Below are 16,025 nucleotides of genomic sequence, written 5' to 3'. Positions count from 1 at the left end.
GGGGTCGGGTCGGGAACCGGCACCGGGTCCACGGTCGGGTCGGGGACGGGAACCGGGTCCACGGTCGGGTCGGGAGCCGGCGTGGGGTCCGGGGCGGGAACCGGGTCGGGGGCCGGCGTCGGCGTCGGATCCGGAGTCACGACCGGCGTCGGGTCGGGGCTGGGCGTGGGACCGGGGGACGGCGTCGGGTCGGGGCTCGCTCCCGGGGCAGGGGTCGGATTCGGCGCCGGGTCCGCGAGAACCGGCGACTTCCCGGGCTGGTAAGGCACCACGACCGGCCTCGAGAGCGCTCCTCCCGGGAGCACCCACGGCGCCGCGGCCCGGGCACCCGACCCGCCGGGGCGCAGCGGTGCGACGAACTCGATGGTCCGGGTCGCCCCCTGGAGCCCGGACGAGAGGGTCACCGAGCTCGATCCGGTGACGCCATGCCCCAGGCGGTAGGCCGCAGCGAGCTGCAGCACCCGCACGCCGTACGCCGCGTTGAAGTTGTCACGCATCAGAGCCCCGCGAGCGCCCTGGATCCCGTCCAGCCGGGTGTCGCCGGCACACAGGTACCGGCCGGCGGCGAGCGCCGCGTCGTTGATGTTGTGCGGGTCCGCGATGCCGTCGCCGTCGCCGTCGGCCCCGCGGCTCGCCCAGGTGCCCGGGATGAACTGCATCGGCCCGACCGCGTGGTCGAACGTGGTGTCGCCGTCGAGCACGCCGCGATCGGTGTCGCGGATCAGGGCGACACCAGGCCGTCCGTCGAGGGCGATGCCGATGATCCGCGGGCGGGCGACGCCGTCGGCCCCGAGCTGCGCTCCGCCGTAGCGCCCGTGGTTCGACTCGACCTTCCCGATCCCGGCGAGCAACGCCCAGTCGAGGCCGCACGTCGGGTCGCTCACCGCCAGCGCGGCGGCGGCGGCGCGGTAGGCGCGCAGCGCCGGAGCCGGGATGTCGCTCGCGCCCGGCAGGCCCGAGAGGTTCCCGCGTCGCGCGGCGGCGTTCTCGATCGCACTGGTGCGCCCGAGGTTCGGCGTCGGCGTGAACGACGAGGCGCCCGGGCCGGCGGGAAGCCCGTCGAGCAGCGGCGCCGAGTCACCCGTGATCGTCGCCGGACCGGAGCCGTCGTCGGCCCGGACCTCGGACGTCGCCCCGCCCGGATCCGCTCCGTCGAGGGGGGCACCGGTTGCCCACGCCGACATGAAGACCGCGGCCACCGTGGCGGTCGCCACCGTCCAGGCGAGGCGTCGTTGACGGCCGGTGAGCGCGAGGGAGGTGACGACCTCACCACGTGCGCGGCTCGACCAGAATTGCTTCGGCTCCTGGATCGCCCCCATGCGGCCCTCCACCACGAACACACGTCTGAAAGCCGGAAACTTACGCCTTCGGGCCTGCCAGAAGCGGTGGTATGCCCGTATTTCACCCGCTCTGTCCGGGTGCCTGCCGCTCACGGAGTCGCATATTCACCCGCCGAACGGCGCCGGCCCGGGACGCTCGCGGCGCGGTGCGCCGATCGTTCCCCTTGTGCTGTCCGGCCCTGGTCGGGACGCTTGAATCATTGGCTTTCGACCACGGGGGAACCATGAGCAGTGACAGGTCCGCAGCACCCCGCCCGTCGGCACGGCAGGAGGCCGACGCCCTGGTTGCCCGGGCGACGGCCCTCGCCGAGCAGGGGCAGACCTCCGACGCCCTCCTCCTCGCCGAGCGGGCCCTCAACCTCGTGCCGAGGAATGCGAGCGCGCACGCGCTCGCCGGGACGGCGCTGCATCGTCTCGGTCGCCTCGACGAGGCACTGACGCACTTCCGGGCGACCGTGGACCTCGAGCCGGACAGCTCCCCGCACCACCGCGACCTCGCCGCCGTGCTGTTCGACCTGCAGCGCTACGCCGAGGCCGTCGCCCACGCCGCGGCACTCGCGGCACCCCAGCCGCAGGCGGACTACCGCGACGCCCTCGGGGACCTGTTCGCAGATCGCGGGCGGTTCGCGGAGGCCCGCACGCAGCACGAGGCCGCGGTCGAGCTGGACCCGGTCAACCCCGCCCTGCACGCCCACCTGGCCAACGTGCTGTTCGACCTCGAGCGCTTCGACGACGCCGTCGCGCAGGTCCCCGAGGGTGACGGCGAGACCCACGACCGGCTCGGCCATCGCTTCAGTGAGCGCGGCCTGCTGCACGAGGCGCGCACGCAGTTCCAGCGCGCCGTCGACGTCGACCCGGCCAACGCCACCTACCGGGTCCACCTCGCCAACGCGCTGTTCGACCTCGCGCTGTACGACGACGCCGTCGCGCACCTGCCCGACGGCGACACCTTCGCCCACAACCTTCTCGGCGACCGGTTCCGAGCGCTCGGGCGGCCCGCTGCGGCGCTCGCGCGGTACCAGCACGCCGTCGACCTCGAGCCGGACCGCGCCACGTTCCAGCGCGATCTCGCTGCGGTGCTGTTCGAGATCGACCGGTACGACGACGCCGTCGCGCACGCCGCGACGCTCTCGACGCCCCAGCCCCAGAGCGACTACCGCGACACCCTCGGGGACCTGTTCCGCGAGCGGGCGCGGTACGAGGAGGCGCTGACCCAGTACCGGAGGGCAGTCGAGCTGGACCCGGCCAACTCGGCGCTGCGCGCGCACCTGTGCTACGTGCTGTTCGACCTCGGGCGGTACGACGACGCCGTCGAGCAGGTCCCCGCCGACGACGGCTGGGCCCACGATCTGCTCGGCGATGGCTTCCGCAACCTCGGGCGACTCGAACAGTCGCTCGCGCAGTACCGGCGTGCCGTCGACGTCGACCCCGAGAACTCCACGTTCCAGGGCAACCTGGCCAACGTGCTGTTCGACCTGCAGCGCTACGACGACGCCGTCGCGCAGGCGCCCGCCGACGACGGCTGGGTCCACGACCTGCTCGGGGACCGGTTCCGCGAGATCGGTCGGTACGCCCAGGCGCTGGCGGAGTACGAACGCGCCGCGACGCTCGAACCGGAGAACGCCACCTTCGGCCGCGACGTCGCCAACGCACTGTTCGACCTCAAACGCATCGGCGGGGCGGTCGAGAGCTGAGCCGCGCAAGCCCCTCAGCCCGATCCGGAAGCAGCGCGATCAGATCCCAGCCCGCCGCCGGCTACGAGCGCGTCGTCGCTTCTCTCAGCTCAGGACGTCGACCCGGCAACGGAGCCCCGGGGCCTTCGACAGCCGCGCATCGCCGGTGACGAGTACGGCGTCAAGGCGCTCGGCCAGCGCCACGTACGAGGCGTCATACACGGTCAGATTCTCCCGCAGCTCCCAGCACCGCCCGAGCAGCCGCGCGTGCGGGACCCGACGCAAGGCCAGGTCAAGCAGGTCTGTGAGGGCAGTTTCAGCGCGGTTCACATCAAGAGCCCCGGCCCACACCTGCCGGCGGTAGACCGACAGCACCTCAAGATCGATCAACTCTGGCGCGACGAGCGTCTCGCCCCGGAGTCGGGCGCGAGCAACGTCGCCATCTGCGGAATCGTCGGCCAACGCGGGCGCAAGGACGCTCGCGTCAACGACGATCACGGTCCTCCCGGAGCGCGTCGACTGCCGCCGCGAACGGAACCCGTCCGCCGGCTCTGGTGCCCGCTCGCTCGAGCACCTCATCGACGGTCGGTGTCTGCGCGTCCAGGATCAACCGAGCGCGCAGGTACTCCTGGAGAGACTGATGGGCAGCGGCAGCTCGTTTCCGGAGGACGGCATGGGTGTCCGCCGGGACGTCCTTGATCTGCACACTCACCATGGCGCCATTCTGGCGCCACGGTGCATCAGCCCGCAAGAGCGGTTCGCGTGCTGCCGGCAGACCGCAAGCGCGCGCGAACCCGCGTTCCGGCCAAGGGCGTCGTCTCGACCTCCGTGCCGAGTTGTAGCGGAAACGGTCGTTCTCGTGCCGCTGGCCGCTTGACAGTCGGTGGCCGCACGTGTACCTATGTACCGAGACGTAGATACAGAAAGGACCTCGCCGTGATCGAGACATTTGGCTGGTTGGCCGTCGTTGCCGGAGCTGTTGGAGTGGCCGCTCTGCTCCTGCTTCTGATACCGCCCTCGCAGCGCGCTGTGCGGGCGTGGCTGAGCCGCAGCAATCTTCGTGATGACGACCAGACGGTTACCGCGGTGCGCGGAGCGTTGATGCGTATGTGTTACGCCGGAGGAGCTGTCTTTCTAGCGTTCACAGTTGCCGGGCTCATGGCGGAGTTCAAAGCAGTCTCTGCTGCCCTTGGACTCGCTGTCGCAGCAGTCGCGGCCGCCAGTGTGGGGGTCGACGGCGGAAGCCGGCGCCGGGCCGATCTTGGTCACCTTGAGGTGGCTGATGCGCGCGCAGGCCGGCTCCTTACCGGCGCCACGGTGCTGAGCGCGGTCGTCTGTGTCGTGGCGGTCGCGCTCGCGGTGTTCTACGCCAGGCGCTCCGAACCCGGCGGCTACCCCGTCATCGAGGCGGGCTCGGTCGTGCCCGTCGTGGAGCACCACACCCTCCCCCTCGTCGCCGGAGTGTCCGCGCTGCTCGCGGTCGCGGCCTGGCTGGGATATCGACGGGTGCTGCGACGCCAGTCGCTGGCCGGGGCCGACACCAACGTCGACCACGCCCTGCGCGCCATCAGCACCCGCCGCATCGCCGCCGGAGCCCTCAGCGCCCAGATCATCCTGCTGGGCGCCTCGTTGACAGCGGCACCGCTCCTAGCGCAGTCGACCGTCCCGGTGGTGGAGGGAGGACGCGTCTGGCAGATCGACCAACAACTGGTCAACACAGCCGGCGACGTGGCACTCGTCGTGGTCGTCGTCGGGCTGGTGGTTGCCGCTGCGTCCCTGACGAGCCCATTCAGAGGCGTCGCGGTCCGCCAACTCGGACATGCCCCCGCCGAAAAGGCGTGAGGCTATGGAGATCGAGGTCGATACCCGCAGCCCGGTCCCGAACTATGAGCAGATCCGCACGCAGATCACGCGACTAGTGCTGACAGGGGCGCTCCCTGAGGGCACGCGGCTGCCACCGATCCGCCAGCTAGCTGGTCATCTCGGACTGTCCAACGGCGCCGTGGCACGCGCCTACCGCGAACTCGAGCGGGAAGGGAAAGTCGTCACCGCCGGGAAGAAGGGCACCACGGTCGCTCGGACAGACGACCGTGAGCAGACCGACGGACGCAACAAGGAACGCGCTCAGGCGCTGGCCGATGCAGCAGGCACCTACGCCATCACCGCACACCGCCTCGGCTACACCGTCGACGATGCCGTTGCCGCGCTGGGCAAGGCAATGACACCGTAAAGCTGAGGGGAACCCGCGCGGACATTGGCCCTCTCCGGTCATCTGCTCGACCGCCGCGCTCCCAGTCCGCACGCCGCCAGAAACCGTCAACGAAACGCCGCCATTTAGGGACCAAAGCCACCGCTCGAGTTCGCCGGTCCGAGTGCGAGTTCGTCGATCGAAACCGGCGAATTCGCGCGGATATGGCGAACTCGGCTGGTTCGGCGTCGACAGCAACTCGGTGCTCGCGAACCGAGTCCGCGAGCACCGACCCGGCCGCCGGGGCTGGCCCGTCGGGTCAACGGCGGCGCCGGGTCGACGCCGATCGGGTCAGCGGCGGCCGAGTGCCCGGTAGGTCCAGCCCGCGGCGCGCCACGCTGCGGGGTCGAGCACGTTGCGCCCGTCCAGGATCCGCTTCTCGTTGACGACCAGGGCGAGCTTCTCGGGGTCGAGGTCGCGGTACTCGGCCCACTCGGTGGCGAGCAGCACGGCGTCGGCGCCGGTGGCGGCCTCCTCCGCGGTGTCCGCGAAGGTGAGGTCCGGCCAGCGCTTGCGCGCGTTGTTGATCGCCTGCGGGTCGGTCACGACCACGTGCGCACCCTGGAGCTGCATCTGGGCGGCGACGGACAAGGCCGGCGAGTCGCGCACGTCGTCGCTGTTCGGCTTGAACGCGGCGCCGAGCACCGCGATCCGCCGGCCGACGATCGACCCGTGGCAGACCTCGCGCACGAGGTCGACCATCCGGACCCGACGGCGCATGTTGATCGAGTCGACCTCACGCAGGAAGGACAGCGCCTGGTCGACGCCGAGCTCGCCGGCGCGGGCCATGAAGGCCCGGATGTCCTTGGGCAGGCAGCCTCCGCCGAAGCCGAGGCCCGCGTTGAGGAACTTGCGCCCGATCCGTGCGTCGTACCCGATCGCGTCCGCGAGCCCGGTCACGTCCGCGCCGGTCGCCTCGCACAGCTCGGCCATCGCGTTGATGAACGAGATTTTCGTGGCCAGGAACGAGTTGGCCGCGACCTTGACGAGCTGCGCGGTCGCGTAGTCGGTCACGACCAGCGGGGTGTTCTCGCTCAGCGGCACGGCGTAGACCTCGTCGAGGACCGCCTTCGCGTCCTCGCCGGGCTTGCCCGCGGGGACTCCGTAGACCAGCCGGTCGGGGTGCAGCGTGTCCTTGACCGCGAAGCCCTCGCGCAGGAACTCGGGGTTCCAGACCAGCGTCGCGCCGGTGGGTGCGAGATCGAGCGCCAGGCGCTCGGCCGTGCCGACCGGGACCGTGGACTTGCCGGCCACGATGTCGCCCGCGGTCAGGTACGGCAGCAGGCCCGCGAACGCCGCGTCGACGTAGGTCAGGTCGGCGGCGAACTCGCCGCGCTTCTGCGGCGTGCCGACGCACACGAAGTGCACCCGCGCGCCGACGACCTCGGCGGGATCGGTCGTGAACCGCAGCCGCCCGGTCGCGACGGTCTCAGTCAGCAGCTCCGGGAGTCCGGGCTCGTAGAACGGAGCCCTGCCCGCGGCCAACTCGGCAACCTTGGCCTCGTCGATATCCAGTCCGACGACGTCGTGCCCCAACTTGGCCATGGCGGCCGCGTGCACCGCGCCCAGGTAGCCACAGCCGATGACGGAAATACGCATGAATCCCCCAGCTAAGAGACGAGTTCGCGCAACTACCCTAGGTGCCAGGTCGCCCGGGCACCTACGCCGTCACACGTTCAGCAGAGCCTTGATCGGTCCGAGTGTGAAGTAGACGACGAACAGCACGCCCGACACCCACATCAGCGGGTGGATCTCCCGGACCTTGCCGACGGCGATCTTGAGGACGACGAACGAGATGAATCCCGCGCCGATCCCGACCGTGATCGAGTAGGTGAACGGCATCAGGATGATCGTCAGGAACGCCGGGATGGCGATCTCGTAGTTCTTCCAGGAGATGCCTGCGACCTGCATCATCATCAGAAAACCGACGATGACCAGCGCGGGGGTCGCGGCCTCGTAGGGCACCATCGCGACGAGCGGGGAGAGGAAGGTCGCGAACAGGAACGCGATTCCGGTCACTACCGAGGCCAGGCCGGTACGCGCGCCGTCACCGACACCGGTGGCCGACTCGATGTAGCTCGTGTTCGAGGACACGCCACCCGCGCCACCTGCGGCAGCCGCGATGGAGTCCACCACCAGGATCTGGCGGGTCTGCGGCGGGTTGCCCTGCGCGTCGAGCAGGTTCGCCTCGGCGCCGATGGCGACCATCGTGCCCATCGTGTCGAAGAAGTCGGCCAGCATGATCGAGAAGATCAGCAGGATGACCGCGACGAGGCCGATCTTGTGGATCGACCCGAACAGCGAGAAATGACCGAGCAGGGAGAAGTCGGGGACGTCGAAGATCTTGTCGGGCAGGGCCGGCAGGCCCAGGCTCCAGCCGTTCGGGTTCTGCTCGCTGCGCGACCCGATGCGCGCCACGGCCTCGATCGCGACGCTGAGCAGCGTCGAGGTGATGATCGAGATCAGGATCGCGCCGTGCACCTTGCGCGTCATCAGCACGATCATCAGGATCAGCCCGATGACGAAGACCAGGATCGGCCACCCGGCGAGCGAGCCGTTGCGGCCCAGCTGGAGCGGGGTACCGATGCCCGGGGTGACGAAGCCGGAGTCGAAGAGTCCGATCAGGGCGATGAAGAGCCCGATACCGACGCTGATCGCCGTCTTGAGCTCGACCGGGACGGCCCGGAAGACGGCCTCCCGGAAACCGGTCAGCACGAGCAGCAAGATGATCAGGCCCTCGAGGACCACCAGGCCCATCGCGTCGGCCCAGGACACGCCGGGCAGGCTCGCGATCGAGAACGCGACCACGGCGTTGAGGCCGAGACCCGCCGCGAGCGCCAGCGGGAAGTTCGCCACGATGCCCATCAGGATGGTCATCACGCCCGCGACCAGCGCGGTCGTGGCCGAGATCATCGCGAGGTTCGGGCCGGCGGAACCGCCGCCGAGGAAGTTTCCGGTGCCGTCCTTGACTGTCCCGATGATGAGCGGGTTCAGCACGATGATGTAGCTCATCGCGAAGAACGTGACCAGCCCACCGCGGAGCTCGGTGCCGATGGTCGACCCGCGCTCGGTGATCTTGAAGAACTTGTCGAGCACGCCGGGCGGAGCCGTCGGCTTCGTGAGCGTGGAGGAGGACGTCATGGGGGCATTCTGCCAGAGGGTGAAGCGCGGTCCCCGGGACGTCTCGGGCGCGTAACACGCTCGAAACGTCCCCGAGGCTGGTACGGCGTTCGTCGAGGCGCCGAGAGCCCGACGGGCGCCCGGCGGGCGGACGTGTCCGCAGCGCCCAGCTCGCCGCGAGGTGGACGGCCCGATCTTGGGCGAACACCGCACGGCGGGGGGCGGCTCGAACCCGCCTGATCGGCGGATCGCGATTCGCCCGGTCGTCGGACGCCGGCCGCCGAGCGAGAACTCACCCCCAGGGAAATGCGGGACTCGACGTGCCGACATTTTACTCGGGGCGTAGCGTTTCGCCATGACCTCTGCCAAGGTTTGGCACGACTGGACGTTGATCGCGCTGGCCGATCCGGACCTGGCCATCGTCGAGGACGTTCCCGAACTTGGCGTGATCGAAGAAGTGGCGATCCATTTCGCGCACCTGTTCGCACCGGATGATCGGGTGCACGTCTTCCCGCCGGCGGATCGGGCGTCAGCCGATCCCGGCGCGACGCACGACCACGACAAGGGTGGTCACCCGGCGTGGCACGACGAGGTCCGCAACGCGATCGCGGTGCTCCGCTCGGAGAATCTGGTCAGCGCCGGCGCGCTCACAATCACGAACGAGGGGCGCGAGGCCGCCAAGAATCTGGCCGGGCCCGTCGTGGTCGGGGCCCCGTCGGGGCAGTCGGCGGCGAGCCGGCCGGACCGCCCGCGCGCGCCGGGCGTGATCACTCCGTGGCTGAAAGAGGAGTCGGTCAAGGAGAAGACGAAGAAAGGGAAATCCGCGCAGGACCCGTCCGACGTCAAGATCCGAGTGATGGCGGAGCTCAACCTTCAGTACGGCGACGGAGCCGAGGCCGCCTTCGTCCGGCTCAGCTGGCTCTGGGGTCGCGTGACCGGCGCAGACGTCCCGTTCAGGCTCACCGAGCAGTACGCGAGCGGTCGGCTGTCGATGGACCAGGTGGAGTGCCTGGTCGCGGCCGATGCGGTACGACTGCGCTGGCAGGCGCGCAGCCTGTACAAGGTCTGGCCGGACATCGAGGTGCATCGGCACATCGACAGGTCCTGCATCACGGTCAAGGCCGACGCCGCTCGCCGGACCTTCAACGCCCATGGCGCCGGCATCGTGTGGGCGGTGATCGACACGGGCATCTGGGACGGTCACCCGCATTTCGCCGGTGGCAACAACCTCCACGACCCCGCGGTGGAGGGACTGCATCGCAGCTTCCCGCTCGACGCGGAACCGATCCCGGGTGGCGCCGCGCTGAGCGACGAGGACGGGCACGGAACGCACGTGGCCGGAATCATTGCCGGCGGTATCAAACCGTGGCTCGATCAGGACAGTGGCCGGATCGTGCACATGACGGAGAACCGCGACAATCCGAAGAACCCCACCGAACCCCTTCGCGCGTCGCGTGACGTCGCAGATTATTCATTGCTCGCCGGAATGGCGCCCAAGGCACTGCTCGTCAGCCTCAAGGCGGTCGACGGAGACGGCGATTCCGGCTCGGGCGATTCCCGCGACCGCGTCAGCCGGGTGATCAGCGCCCTCGACTACGTCCGGAAGACCAACGGCGACAGCGTCGAGGGGATGCGGATCCACGGCGTCAATCTGAGCCTCGGCTACGCGTTCGATCCGCGGTGGTGCGCCTGCGGGGAGAGCCCGCTGTGCAAGGCGGTCGACCGGCTGGTGCGCTCGGGGGTCGTGGTGGTCGTCGCGGCCGGAAACTCGGGATACGGAAGATTGAGCGTCGAGGGCGACGCCCCGAACGAGTTCGGGTTCGGCATGACCATCAACGACCCGGGCAACGCGGAGCGGGCGATCACGGTCGGCTCGACGCACCGCGACGCGCCGCACACCTACGGCGTCTCCTATTTCTCGTCAAAGGGACCGACCGGTGACGGGCGCAGCAAGCCCGATCTGGTCGCCCCGGGTGAGGCGATCGCCTCGTGCGCTGCCGGGCGGAGCCTGGCCGCCGTGATCGCCGGTGACCCGGGTCCCGACACGGCCGTCTACGTCGAGGAGAGCGGCACGAGCATGTCCGCCCCGCACGTGTCGGGCGTGGCGGCCGCGCTGCTGTCCCTGAACCGGGAGTTCATCGGTCGACCTGAGGACGTCAAGCGGATCGTGCTCGATGCGGCGACCCCGCTCGGGCGTCGGACGGACTTCCAGGGACACGGATTGGCGAACCTGTTGGCTGCTCTGCAATCGAGCTGAGCAAGAAACACGATGATCGGGAGGACTGCCATGACCACCGAGGTTGCGACGAGCAAGATCGCCGGCCTGCCGTACTGGGACCTGACCTTCGATGAGGACGGCCACGCGGATCCCCACCAGGCCGACGACTTCAGGGCCGGGCTCGAGGACCAACAGATCACCGACGTGGTGATCTTCTCCCACGGCTGGAACGCGAGCCAGGCCAACGCACGAGCGTTGTACAACGGGTTCTTCAGCCTTCTCGCGGACCAGCTGCCGCACGGCCCGGGCGACCCGCTGCACGTCGTCGGCGTGGCCGGGGTGGTGTGGCCCGCGCAGCTGTGGGCGGACGAGCCGATCCCGGAGTTCGCGGCGCCCGACGTCGGCGGCGGCGGGGGTGGCACCGCCGCGTTCCGTCCCAGTGCACCGGTCGGCGCGGCGGCCGCCGACCCGGCCCTGGACGCCGAGACCCTGGACAGCCTGCGTGCCCTGTTCCCGGCCGCGACCGGCCCCCTGGAGACGATGTCCGGGCTCCTCACCGGGCCGCTCACCAGCCAGACGCAGGCTGAGTTCTTCCGGCAGCTGGCGGAGTTCAGCCGGCTGGCCGGCGGCCCGGCCGAGCACGACGACGACGGCGAGCACGATCCGACTCGTCCCGCGGCACCGGGCGAACCGCGCATGCTCCAGGACGACCCGACCGCGTTGTTCACCCGCTACCGGGACGCGTTGGCGGACGTGGGCGTTCCGCTCGGCGGGGGCACCGAAGGCGGCACGGCCGGCTTCGGCGACGTGCTGCACGGGATCTGGAACGGCGCCAAGGAGGCGCTGCGGCAGGCGACGTACTTCCAGATGAAGCGCCGGGCCGGCGTCGTGGGCAAGAACGGGCTCGGCCCGCTGATCGGCACGCTGCACGCGACCTCGCCCAACGTGCGGGTCCACCTCGTCGGCCACAGCTTCGGTGCCCGCCTCGTCTCATTCGCGTTGGCCGGCCTGCCCGACAACCTGGACCCCTCGCCGGTCAAGGCGGTCACCCTCCTCGAGGGCGCCTTCTCGCACTTCGCGTTCGCGGCGCCGTTGCCTTTCGACGCCCATCGCAACGGAGCCCTCGCCGGCATGCTCGCTCGCATCGACGGGCCGCTCACCGCCTGCTTCTCCACGCACGACAGCGCCGTGGGCACGTTCTACCCGCTGGCATCGATCGCCGGCCACGACGACTCGGCCGGCACGCACAGCCCCCTCTACCGGTGGGGTGCCATGGGCGCGGACGGCGCCCAGGGGGTCGACGCCACCCTCGTCTCGATCCGCGGCTCCGGCCCGGGCACCACGTACCCGTTCGCCAAGGGCCAGGCTCTGAGCATCGACGCCAGCTCGGTCGTCAAGACCGGCCGCCCGCCGTCCGGGGCGCACAGCGACATCATTCATTCGGAGCTGAGCTGGGTCGTGCTGTCCGCGGGCGGCCTCGTGTAGGGGCCGAGCTCAGGAGCCCGAAATACGGACCGCCAAAAATCAGGAGCCCGGCAGACCACCCGGGATTAGCCTTGGATCAGGGGTGATTTGACAACCGATTGCGGAAAAGCGAATGACCGCGACCAAGGTTTTCTGCTCGAGCACCTGACGACGTGCGGCGGTGGCCTCGGCAACAACCAGTTCTATCCCGGCCGCAAAGAATCACCCGGCCGCGGCGGCACGAGGCGGGAAATGCGCGGGACCTTCGGCGAATAGCCCCACACCGGGACAAGCGCGACAAACTACGCACCGGGAAATCCGCGACACCCGGCCGCGCGCACGGCCGGCCGGCTCGGCCGGTTCCGGTCTCAGGAAACGGCAGCCTTGAGGGTGTCGACGTCGTCGGAGTGATCCGCCAGGTACGCAGCGACCTTGTCATTGGCGACCGCGACCATGAGCTCGTCGAAGGCCTTCCGGTTCAGGTTCACGATGCTCTGCCTGCCGTCCGGGCTGCGGCCGGTGCCCGCCACCGGGACCGTGAAGAAGGTGACGTCCTTGGCCCGCACTCCCCGCATGCTCACGGCGAGCGACCGCATCGTCCCCAAGGTGAACCCGTCGTCGACCGCGACGGACTTGGTCACGGTGTCGAGGAAGGGCAGCAGCGTCGTCGGGCTGGTCAGCGTGCCCTTGCTCGCCGCGCGCGTGAAGATCGCGCGCATCCAGTTCTGCTGGCGCTGCACCCGGTCGAAGTCGCCGCGGGCCAGCGTGTACCGCTCGCGCACGTAGGTGAGGGCCTGCGCACCGTCGAGCAGCTGCGTGCCGGCCGCCGCGACGAGCTTGCCGTCGCGGTAGGTGTCCACCGGGACGGTGATCTGCACGCCGCCGAGCGCGTCGGTCATGCTCGTGAACGACTCGAAGTCCGAGATCGCGAGGTGGTCGATGCGGACCTGCGTGAGCTGCTCGATCGTCTGGATGAGCAGCGCCGGTCCGCCGTACGAGAACGCGGCGTTTACCTTCGCGGTCCCGTGGCCCGGGATGTCGACCCAGGAGTCGCGCGGGATCGACATGAGGTAGGCGCTCTTCCGGTCCGCCGGGAGGTGCAGGATCATGATCGCGTCGGTGCGCTGGCCCCCCTTGGCCCATTGGGACGGGTCCCCCGCCGAGACCCGGCTGTCGGATCCGACGACGAGGATGTTCAGTGGCTTGCCCGGCGAATCGGCGATGGCGTCCGGGGCGGAGGTGGGCACCGCGGGCCGGTTCGGGAGGGCCTCGAAAGGATCACCGATCCGCTCGATGTTCCCGTTCAGCCGGCTCGTGATCACGCCGGCGCCCACGCCGACGCCGACGACCAGCAGCCCGATCAGAGACATCGCGATCAGCAGCACCCGACGCGAGCGCATCCTGCGGCGCCGCCCGGGCGCGACCGATCGATCGGGGTCGGGCGTCGGGTCGCTCATCGGAGCGCATTTCGCACGAGCAAAACACTAGGCGGCGAAGTAGTCGTCGAACTCCTGAGGTGCAGCGCAAGCACCCGTTCGGCCTAGTTGTGTCCGTTATGTCCGGAGCCACCGGGCAGGGACACTGGGGTCATGCCGCCCGGGGCATGATCGGCGTGTCGCCCGACCTACCCACCCAGGAGAACTCGCGTGAGCTTCGTCCAGTCGGCCCCACCGGCGCGGCCGTACACCGTCCTCGCTGTCTGCACGGGGAACATCTGCCGGTCCCCGGCCGTCGAGCGGCTGCTCGACGCCGAGCTCCGGGCCGACTCCGGCGCGGACGCCGACGTCCGGGTCGTCAGCGCCGGGGTGAACGCCGTCGTCGGCGCACCGATGCCCGCGGAGATGGCCCGACTCGTGCACGACGCCGGGGCCGACCCGGAGCACTTCGCGGCGCGCCAGCTCACCGAGGACATGCTGCGTGAGGCGGATCTGGTGCTCGCGCTGACCGCGGCGCACCGGGCGCGGATCGTCCGGTTGCACCCGCCGGCCGTCCGGCGGACGTTCACCGTGCGCGAGCTGGCCCGGCTGGCCGGGGTCGTCGACCTGGCAGACCTGCCGACCGGGACCGCGTCGCAGCGGCTCGCCGCGCTGCTGCCGCTCGCGGCGTCGCAGCGGGGCCGGTTCCATGGCGTGCGCGACGACGACGTCGTCGACCCTTACGGCGGTAACGGGGACCTGTACCGGCGGGCGTTCGACGAGCTGCAGCCCGCAGTAGCCGCGATCGCTCACATGGTGCGGGGGTAGCCCTCAACCCCCGCCCCACCCCACCCGCGCGCGCGGCGAACTCGTCGAACCGGGCGTTGGCGTCGCCCGCTCCGGGACGACGACTCCCGGTTCGAGGACGGGCTCGCGGGCGGGTCGGAGCAGGCCTGGTGGGTGCTGGTCGTGGTCGCTGCGCTGACGCTCTGGTACCTGCCCACGGGGACGCTCCTCGCGGTGGTGGCGCTCGTGCTGCTCGCGGCGAATCGGTCCGCGTTGGTGGGGTAGTTGATCGAGAGGTGCAAGTCTCGGCTGCGTCGGGACATTGACTCCGGTGACGGGCTGGTGCGCAGATGCGGGCCCGCAGCAAGACTTCCGATCGGACGTAGACGTGCAGCTCCGAGCTCGAGGTGCAGCCGTGGCGGTGGCCACGGCCATGATCGCGGTCCTCGGCGGCTGCGGGGGGCCGGACGTGGGGGCGCCCGCGCCGTCCGGACCGTCCACTCCGTCTACTCCCTCCGCGCCGTCCGGGTCACGGCCCGCGGAGCGCGGGGTCGCGGAGATCGCCGTCGGGGGTCCCGACTGCCTCGCGGACGAGGTGCTCGCGGCGCTCGAGATCGGGGACGCCTCGGATTCTGGGTCCGGGCGCCCGGCGCCCAAGGCGGGCTCGATACCGAGGGGGTTCGAACCCGTTCGGGTCGTCGAGTGCCGCGGAGGGCCGGGGTTCCCCGCCGGGTCAGTCGCTTCCAAGGCGCGCGCAACGGTGCGCGAGGTGACGCTGAGCGGCGACCTGGGCCCGCTCCTGGCGGCTCTGTCCCGGGCCTCGGAGGCGCCCCGCGCCGACCAGGCGTGCATTGCGATGTTCGAGTTCAAGCCCCAGATCTACCTCGTGGACGCCCGCGGTCGCGCGGTCCGGCCGAGCTGGCCGGTGGATGCCTGCGGCTTCCTGCACGACGACGCCCGGCCCGCGCTCGCCGGGCTGTCCGAGACCGGCTCGACCGAGCTCGTCGTCGGGCAGTCGAAGGGTTGAGGCTCGCGCGTCCACGCGTGGCAGCCGGACGTGACGGCGCCGATGATGAGCCGGGGGATGCTTCCGGAGAACTCACCGAGGCGACCCGCCTCGTCGTCGAGCGCGCGACGCCTCGCGGGGGTGAGCTCGTCGAACGGCTCGACGGTCAGGTCGAGCGTGCGGCGGGCGCGGTGCTGGTGCCAGATGCCGGCGACGCAGCCGTCCACGATGGGGCACGGGGAAGTTGCCGGCCCGGCCGCTCGGGGTCGGCGCGCGCTCGGCTTCTCGGCCGGGGAACTTCAGCGCGCGCGACTGGGAAGCGACGGCGTAGGCATCGAAGTAGGGCCAGCAGGAGCTGCAGGCTGGCCGGGGGTTCGGGTGGGAGTTCGGGTGGGGGCGCGGGTGGGGCGAGGCGGAGGCGAGGCGCGGGGCAGGGCGCACCTGACTCTGGGTGTGGATCCGTTGTGTGGGGCGGACGCCGCACCCAGGGTCAGCTATGTGTGGGGCGACTCGATCCGCTCGTCGGGTGGTCCGGTGTTCGGTCCAAAATAGTTCGCCAAAACCCTTGCTTTGTCCGGTTTGACGGGATATCTTTAGAACAAGAGTTCGAGTTGTAGGCCGCAGGGGGTGGCGAGTGATGGACCTGGATACCGGTGCTGACGCCGCTCTGTGCGCCTCGCTGATCTCTTCCCCGACGGTAGCGGGCACGTCCGACAACGTCCCCGATGCGCCTGCCGGGGAGTGTTCGGTGGGTC

Annotated in this window: 13 protein-coding genes and 1 pseudogene; 7 read left to right on the top strand and 7 right to left on the bottom strand. The window is 70.4% G+C overall.

The window, feature by feature from the left end; all coding sequences use genetic code 11:
• Nucleotides 1-1,319 (bottom strand): lytic transglycosylase domain-containing protein (locus VIM26_RS09015; protein ID WP_331950308.1); only part of this gene is annotated, 1,319 nt, incomplete at its 3' end.
• A gap of 245 nt (nucleotides 1,320-1,564) precedes the next feature.
• On the opposite strand from VIM26_RS09015, the gene VIM26_RS09010 reads away from it, so the two are divergent.
• Complete coding sequence (locus VIM26_RS09010; RefSeq protein WP_331950306.1) at nucleotides 1,565-3,034, top strand: tetratricopeptide repeat protein; 1,470 nt, start codon at nucleotides 1,565-1,567, stop codon at nucleotides 3,032-3,034.
• 84 nt (nucleotides 3,035-3,118) lie between these two features.
• Here the strand turns inward: VIM26_RS09010 and VIM26_RS09005 are convergent, their stop codons facing one another.
• Entirely contained in the window at nucleotides 3,119-3,511 is a 393-nt protein-coding gene (locus VIM26_RS09005; protein ID WP_331950304.1) for a type II toxin-antitoxin system VapC family toxin, read from the bottom strand.
• Nucleotides 3,498-3,728 carry a FitA-like ribbon-helix-helix domain-containing protein gene (locus VIM26_RS09000; protein ID WP_331950302.1) on the bottom strand — a complete coding sequence of 77 codons (231 nt, stop codon included), beginning with the start codon at nucleotides 3,726-3,728 and terminating at the stop codon, nucleotides 3,498-3,500. The genes VIM26_RS09005 and VIM26_RS09000 overlap by 14 nt, the downstream gene beginning before the upstream one ends.
• Before the next feature lie 560 nt (nucleotides 3,729-4,288).
• Here VIM26_RS09000 and VIM26_RS08995 point away from each other — a divergent pair.
• Both VIM26_RS08995 and VIM26_RS08990 read left to right on the top strand, forming a co-directional pair.
• The gene (locus VIM26_RS08995) at nucleotides 4,289-4,855 is read left to right on the top strand and encodes a hypothetical protein (protein WP_331950300.1); all 567 of its coding nucleotides are present in this window, start codon (nucleotides 4,289-4,291) and stop codon (nucleotides 4,853-4,855) included.
• Nucleotides 4,856-4,859: 4 nt separating this feature from the next.
• On the top strand, nucleotides 4,860-5,243 hold the full coding sequence (locus VIM26_RS08990) for a GntR family transcriptional regulator (RefSeq protein ID WP_331950298.1): 384 nt from the start codon (nucleotides 4,860-4,862) through the stop codon (nucleotides 5,241-5,243).
• A gap of 309 nt (nucleotides 5,244-5,552) precedes the next feature.
• On the opposite strand, the gene VIM26_RS08985 is transcribed toward VIM26_RS08990, so the two are convergent.
• Nucleotides 5,553-6,860, bottom strand: coding sequence for a UDP-glucose/GDP-mannose dehydrogenase family protein (locus VIM26_RS08985; protein WP_331950296.1), 1,308 nt, complete (start codon nucleotides 6,858-6,860; stop codon nucleotides 5,553-5,555).
• Nucleotides 6,861-6,929: 69 nt separating this feature from the next.
• On the bottom strand, nucleotides 6,930-8,402 hold the full coding sequence (locus VIM26_RS08980) for an NCS2 family permease (protein WP_331950294.1): 1,473 nt from the start codon (nucleotides 8,400-8,402) through the stop codon (nucleotides 6,930-6,932).
• A 334-nt stretch (nucleotides 8,403-8,736) separates the two neighbouring features.
• Here VIM26_RS08980 and VIM26_RS08975 point away from each other — a divergent pair, with 334 nt between their 5' ends.
• Nucleotides 8,737-10,638 (top strand): S8 family peptidase, encoded by a 1,902-nt coding sequence (locus VIM26_RS08975; protein ID WP_331950292.1) that lies wholly within the window; start codon nucleotides 8,737-8,739, stop codon nucleotides 10,636-10,638.
• A gap of 30 nt (nucleotides 10,639-10,668) precedes the next feature.
• Nucleotides 10,669-12,084, top strand: coding sequence for a hypothetical protein (locus VIM26_RS08970; protein WP_331950290.1), 1,416 nt, complete (start codon nucleotides 10,669-10,671; stop codon nucleotides 12,082-12,084).
• 347 nt (nucleotides 12,085-12,431) lie between these two features.
• On the opposite strand, the gene VIM26_RS08965 is transcribed toward VIM26_RS08970, so the two are convergent.
• Nucleotides 12,432-13,520 carry an LCP family protein gene (locus tag VIM26_RS08965; RefSeq protein ID WP_331950288.1) on the bottom strand — a complete coding sequence of 363 codons (1,089 nt, stop codon included), beginning with the start codon at nucleotides 13,518-13,520 and terminating at the stop codon, nucleotides 12,432-12,434.
• 189 nt (nucleotides 13,521-13,709) lie between these two features.
• Between VIM26_RS08965 and VIM26_RS08960 the strand changes: the two genes are divergently transcribed.
• Both VIM26_RS08960 and VIM26_RS08955 read left to right on the top strand, forming a co-directional pair.
• Nucleotides 13,710-14,306: a low molecular weight phosphatase family protein gene (locus VIM26_RS08960; protein ID WP_331950286.1), complete on the top strand. Its 597-nt coding sequence runs from the start codon at nucleotides 13,710-13,712 to the stop codon at nucleotides 14,304-14,306.
• Between the two features lie 373 nt (nucleotides 14,307-14,679).
• On the top strand, nucleotides 14,680-15,291 hold the full coding sequence (locus VIM26_RS08955) for a hypothetical protein (RefSeq protein ID WP_331950284.1): 612 nt from the start codon (nucleotides 14,680-14,682) through the stop codon (nucleotides 15,289-15,291).
• 80 nt (nucleotides 15,292-15,371) lie between these two features.
• On the opposite strand, the pseudogene VIM26_RS27025 reads toward VIM26_RS08955, so the two are convergent.
• Nucleotides 15,372-15,527: pseudogene (locus tag VIM26_RS27025) on the bottom strand (DNA glycosylase AlkZ-like family protein); the annotation flags it as partial.
• Nucleotides 15,528-16,025 lie beyond the last annotated feature (498 nt).

It is taken from the genome of Pengzhenrongella sp. (genome assembly GCF_036565025.1).
GTDB lineage: Bacteria > Actinomycetota > Actinomycetes > Actinomycetales > Cellulomonadaceae > Pengzhenrongella.
This window is presented reverse-complemented; position numbering and strand designations above follow the sequence as displayed.

Bases quoted from the DNA above. Each gene is read 5' to 3' on its own strand.
- VIM26_RS09010 (WP_331950306.1), top strand. From the start codon at position 1,565: ATGAGCAGTGACAGGTCCGCAGCACCCCGCCCGTCGGCACGGCAGGAG.
- VIM26_RS09000 (WP_331950302.1), bottom strand. From the start codon at position 3,728: ATGGTGAGTGTGCAGATCAAGGACGTCCCGGCGGACACCCATGCCGTC.
- VIM26_RS08990 (WP_331950298.1), top strand. From the start codon at position 4,860: ATGGAGATCGAGGTCGATACCCGCAGCCCGGTCCCGAACTATGAGCAG.
- VIM26_RS08985 (WP_331950296.1), bottom strand. From the start codon at position 6,860: ATGCGTATTTCCGTCATCGGCTGTGGCTACCTGGGCGCGGTGCACGCG.
- VIM26_RS08980 (WP_331950294.1), bottom strand. From the start codon at position 8,402: ATGACGTCCTCCTCCACGCTCACGAAGCCGACGGCTCCGCCCGGCGTG.
- VIM26_RS08975 (WP_331950292.1), top strand. From the start codon at position 8,737: ATGACCTCTGCCAAGGTTTGGCACGACTGGACGTTGATCGCGCTGGCC.
- VIM26_RS08970 (WP_331950290.1), top strand. From the start codon at position 10,669: ATGACCACCGAGGTTGCGACGAGCAAGATCGCCGGCCTGCCGTACTGG.
- VIM26_RS08965 (WP_331950288.1), bottom strand. From the start codon at position 13,520: ATGAGCGACCCGACGCCCGACCCCGATCGATCGGTCGCGCCCGGGCGG.